The 4,738-nt window shown below is 40.7% G+C and carries 7 protein-coding genes; 3 read left to right on the top strand and 4 right to left on the bottom strand.

Translation table 11 applies throughout. The features are described 5' to 3' along the window. The first annotated feature begins 220 nt into the window (after positions 1-220). Positions 221-442 (top strand): pinensin family lanthipeptide, encoded by a 222-nt coding sequence (locus tag E1163_RS03210; RefSeq protein ID WP_155169387.1) that lies wholly within the window; start codon positions 221-223, stop codon positions 440-442. Between the two features lie 309 nt (positions 443-751). Here the strand turns inward: E1163_RS03210 and E1163_RS03215 are convergent, their stop codons facing one another. Continuing rightward, positions 752-1,672: a winged helix-turn-helix domain-containing protein gene (locus tag E1163_RS03215; RefSeq protein ID WP_221417923.1), complete on the bottom strand. Its 921-nt coding sequence runs from the start codon at positions 1,670-1,672 to the stop codon at positions 752-754. Positions 1,673-1,807: 135 nt separating this feature from the next. On the opposite strand from E1163_RS03215, the gene E1163_RS03220 reads away from it, so the two are divergent. Then, positions 1,808-2,887 (top strand): ligand-binding sensor domain-containing protein, encoded by a 1,080-nt coding sequence (locus tag E1163_RS03220; protein ID WP_155169390.1) that lies wholly within the window; start codon positions 1,808-1,810, stop codon positions 2,885-2,887. Between the two features lie 468 nt (positions 2,888-3,355). Here the strand turns inward: E1163_RS03220 and E1163_RS03225 are convergent, their stop codons facing one another. Together E1163_RS03225 and E1163_RS03230 are read right to left on the bottom strand one after the other, a co-directional pair. After that, positions 3,356-3,703 (bottom strand): hypothetical protein, encoded by a 348-nt coding sequence (locus E1163_RS03225; RefSeq protein ID WP_155169392.1) that lies wholly within the window; start codon positions 3,701-3,703, stop codon positions 3,356-3,358. A gap of 4 nt (positions 3,704-3,707) precedes the next feature. After that, complete coding sequence (locus E1163_RS03230) at positions 3,708-3,953, bottom strand: hypothetical protein (protein WP_155169394.1); 246 nt, start codon at positions 3,951-3,953, stop codon at positions 3,708-3,710. A 120-nt stretch (positions 3,954-4,073) separates the two neighbouring features. Between E1163_RS03230 and E1163_RS03235 the strand changes: the two genes are divergently transcribed. Then, positions 4,074-4,295: a helix-turn-helix domain-containing protein gene (locus E1163_RS03235; protein ID WP_155169396.1), complete on the top strand. Its 222-nt coding sequence runs from the start codon at positions 4,074-4,076 to the stop codon at positions 4,293-4,295. Positions 4,296-4,476: 181 nt separating this feature from the next. On the opposite strand, the gene E1163_RS03240 is transcribed toward E1163_RS03235, so the two are convergent. After that, positions 4,477-4,698 (bottom strand): transcriptional regulator, encoded by a 222-nt coding sequence (locus E1163_RS03240; protein WP_155169398.1) that lies wholly within the window; start codon positions 4,696-4,698, stop codon positions 4,477-4,479. Positions 4,699-4,738: the final 40 nt, after the last annotated feature.

Raw genomic sequence — 4,738 nt, forward strand, 5'->3', positions numbered from 1 at the left:
TGCAATTTAGCTCAGTAAGCTGCCATTCAGAAATTACCAGCCAAAAAGTGCGTATTTGAGGAGAGGGGATTCTTTTAGGAAAATACCTTCATTCCAAAATACCCATCAACCCATACCCCTTATCGATCAACTGAAATCTGGCATTGATTAATCCATCATCTCCTGAATGTATCAGGACGGTTATAATTGTGATAAATATTACCAACTAAAAATCACAATTATGAAAAAATCAAAATTAAAACTCGACGATTTAAAAGTTAACAGCTTCGTAACTGAAGTTCCTAAGGAAGCGCAAAACACTGCTCAGGGTGGAGGGAGAGCCGTTATCGTTAATTCGGTACTTTGCCCATTTCAGAGCGTACTTTTTGTATGCAACATTCAGGACCCTTTGTATACCTGGGATGCAGAATGTCCGGCAACTGCGGGAAATACAGCATGCTAAAGGTCGGTTTCTTATATTAGTTTGCAGAGTCTCATATGCAGACTGTGCAAACTAAATTTCTCATCTCACGTCAACTCCGGTAGATATTCTATCAATCCACATTCCACATCCGTCAATTGAAAACGGTCATTCATCAATTGAAAGCACTTTGAGCACTTCGGAACCGGTACAATTGTATCACTAAAGCAATCTGGGTCGATGGCTTTAGAAAGCGTTATAGCTTGGGAGCCAGGGATGTATTTTCCTGGTTCTTTTTTTGAATTGTTGATAACCATTTCCTCTTGTGGTCTGGATCTGTTGCTTCAGATCTTACCCCTGGTTATCTATTATGAATTTGTACCCTATACCCCTGATGTTGATAATTTTAATGCTGGCGTCGGCGATGAGTTTCTTGCGTAGTTTTGATACGAAAACGTCCAGCGTACGTCCTATATAGTCGCCCTCATCGCCCCACACCACTTCCAGTATATACTCCCGGGTAAGGGTCTGATTTTCGGAATGGCATAGCAAATACAGTAAATCTGCTTCCTTGCCTGACAATTCTGTAGTCTCATGCTTGAGGGAAAGTGTCATAGCCTTTTTATCGAACCTATATTGGCCAACCAGAATCATATTCGGGTCTTTTGGAATCACTTGTTTTTCTCTTCTGAAATAGATAAACAGGCCAAGCATGGCAATACAAAACAAAACCGATGCTGCAATGCCCAAATAACTGATCTGACTTTTGCTCGATGAAGCCTCTTTAGCAGGGACAGCGTTATTATTATTATATAGTGATAAGGCTGATTGGTTTGAGTCCAGAATAGTAACAAACAACTTATAACAAGCTTTAGGCTGCACTCTTAATTTACACGGAATGAGGTCTTTTGTAGTTGAATTACCCACCTCATAGCTATAGATCACCTTTTTAGTCTCACAGTTTTCTACTTCTACCAAATAGCTGGTGGCAATACCAGTCTCTGTCACCACTTGGTTGATGGTGGCTACCATTGCTTCGGGGGTAAACCTGAAGCCAGACTCAAACTCAATTTTATACCGGTCTGCTTCCTTCTCAATAGCCAAAACCCGGGAGGTACTGTCTCCGGAGTGGAGCAGGATCTGGTCACCGATCATCCGCATGCCCACTTTGATGTGCCTTTCTTCAATACCTGTCTGGCTATAGGCTGTTGGTATAAACAAAAAAATGCTCAGGCAACTGTAAAGGATGATTTTGATATTTCTCAAGGTCATTGCTACAAAGCTATTTGGTTTTACATCGTATCGAAACGTTTTACATTCATTTTACACTATTTTACCTTCTTTTAAACCTTGTGGAAGTGCTTCAGGATACATTTATCAAAAAAATCACGAAACAAATATTTAACCATGAAGACACTCACACTTATGTATTTCCCCGTGCTGATTTTGGCTTTGGTCATATTCTCATGCAGCGAGCAAAGCAAAAATCATCTGGCAGAGCAAAATGATGCTGCCCCGAAGATTGTGCAGGCCAACTTACAGGGTGATCACAACATCGCCCGGCACTTGGGCTGGCAACCTGAGAAAACCAATAAAAACCTGCAGGTTGGCGAATATGTGAGAAAGATATTTCAAGATACAAAAGGGCACCTCTGGTTTGGTACCAATAATCAGGGTATAGCTCACTATGATGGCGACTCGCTTACCTATCTGTCTGCAGAAGAGGGGCTGAGCGGCATGCCGATAACCGGAATAATGGAAGATAAAGCAGGGAACATGTGGTTTACGACCCATCGGGGAGTATCGATGTATGATGGAGCGTCATTCCGCAACTTTACGGCAAAAGATGGCCTGGCCGACGATGAAACGTGGAGCATATTTCAGGACAGCAAAGGAATGATATGGGTAGGAACAGCCAGAGGATTATGCCGGTTTAATGGTGAAAAATTTGAAGTTTTTTCGCTGCCTTCAGCAGGTACCAGTTGGGTTTGGAGTATTGCAGAAGATAAAAAGGGCAACCTTTGGTTTGGAACGAATGGTGAGGGAGTATATATGTATGATGGGGAGACAATCACGAACATAAATAAACAAAACGGGCTCAGTGATAATAGTATAGTCAGTATTTTGGAAGATGCTAAAGGAAACATCTGGTTTAGCTCCATGTATGGGGGAGTAAGCCGGTATGATGGAGGATCGTTCACCAGGTTTTTTGAAAATGAGATTGGTAGCGATGAAGTATGGGCACTATGTGAAGATAAGGCAGGTAATATCTGGTTCTCTTCAGAAGGCTTTGGTGTCTACCGTTATGATGGAGCAAACCTTGCGAATTTTGGACAAAAGGATGGGCTTAATATTAAAGTTGTACAAGCAATTTTTGAAGACAAGGCGGGACAATTATGGGTTGGTGGAGCAGGAGGCCTCTACAGGTTGGAAAGAAAAACGTTTGTTAATATCACCAGGGGTATCCTGAACAGAGACAAATGTTAAACCTCAAAAAACCTTACTTCACCGGCGGAGTTCGGCTCCAAAAACCCTGCATGCTTCTGGGGTATTCATTTCGTAGGTATAATTTGCCATTTAACCCGCCATATTGTGTTTGGTCTGTTAGTTTTTTCCAATCTCACGGGTAAGCTATATACTTGTATCAATTAAAGCCAACTATAGACAACAGAAATCCTCCGAGAACCAGGTTCCGGAGGATTTTTTGTTTAAGGTATATTATGAATTAAAGCTCCATTCTCTCTGATGTGGTTTCGTTTACCCGACACTTATCATAATTCATTTCGTAGGTATAATTAGCAGTTTAACCCGTCATATTGTGCTTGGTCTGTTTGCTTTTTCCAGTCCCACGGGTAAGCTATATACTTGTATCAATTAAAGCCAACTATAGACAACAGAAATCCCCCGAGAACCAGGTTCCGGGGGATTTTTTGTTTTGAGCTTCATATATAATCCTTACATCTCTCCTGGTAGAATTATACGCGGCATGCTTTTCTGCTGCAAATCCTTCAGTTTAATCCTCAACTCGAGGTAAAATTCCAAAGCCAATTCATAAAGAGCCGTTTCATCCTTTATGTTAAGCTTTTCGCTATAAACTTCCAGTATTCGATAGTACCAGTTTAGCAGATCGTCATCATCATGATCCTGAAAACCGGCGAGCAATAAGATGGCCCTGTCGAGATCCAGAGAAAAAGCAGTAGGGTCAAAGCCCAACCGGCTTAGCTCACGGATGAAACTTGCGGTTTTGAGCTCCCGTCTGATGAGGAATAGGGTTAGGTCTTTGTTGGAACTTTCGGTTGACATTAGATCAATTTTGGTTATTGTTCAAGATCGATGGTTTTCCTGTCTGCAGTGGAGGCGGACAATAGCCAATCAGTAGATGATTCAGAAGTTGATAGACGGTTTTGATATTTTCTTTTAACTCTTCGTCACACGTATCGATATTGATCTCACTTAAAACAGCCAACAAACCTTTCTGATACTTGTGAAGCTCATCAACTCCGGCAACCGGTATTGCTACTGTTAACGCATGGTTATTATTGTTGTGAGTCATTTGTTTAAATATTTTCTTGTCAATTATACATAAATTCTTGATAACGGCAATTTGTTTTTCAGAAAATCTTCACATTAGTCATTTTAATTGATATAATTATGCGAATAAACTGAAAAGCCAATGACCAGACTTGGAGAATACTTAGATAAAAGAGCTGTCAACAAATCACATATCTCACGACGAACAGGCATTAGTAAACAGCGTTTGAGTGAGCTTTCCATTAACGAAACGACCAAACTCAGGGCTGATGAGGTGTATCTTATTGCGTTAGCTATAGAAGCCAATCCATGCGAATTGCTCGATTTTGTTTGTGGGCATTTGCAGCTTTTGAAGGAATCCTGAAAGGAGTTCTTTAATACACCTCTTCCCAGCAGAGTCTCTCGCAGATCTCGTAGGGGACTCTGCGTTCGTGCTAGCAGAATCTCTTTCCGTAAGGTATCACTATTACTCCAGTTGATGTGAAATAGGGTTTGGTGTTCTTTGTTGATGGGGTCACTTTTAATTTGATTTTGTTGTTCCATTTTTATGTATTTGGTGAGAATAATTCATGCAATTCAAGTTCAAGCGCTTCAGCTATGTTTATGAGTAAACCTATTGGGGAGTTTAGCTGACCGTTTTCCAGTTGAACAATTTTAAGCTCAGGAATTGAGCAAATCTTTGCCATTTGCTCAGTGGATATTTTCTTTTTTAATCTTAGGTTTCTAACGTGCTGTCCGAATTGCCTTAAAAATAATTGAGGCTCCATGTTCTTTATATTTATTAGTGTTCGCTATAGCGAACACTAA

It is taken from the genome of Fulvivirga kasyanovii, from assembly GCF_009711405.1.
GTDB lineage: Bacteria > Bacteroidota > Bacteroidia > Cytophagales > Cyclobacteriaceae > Fulvivirga > Fulvivirga kasyanovii.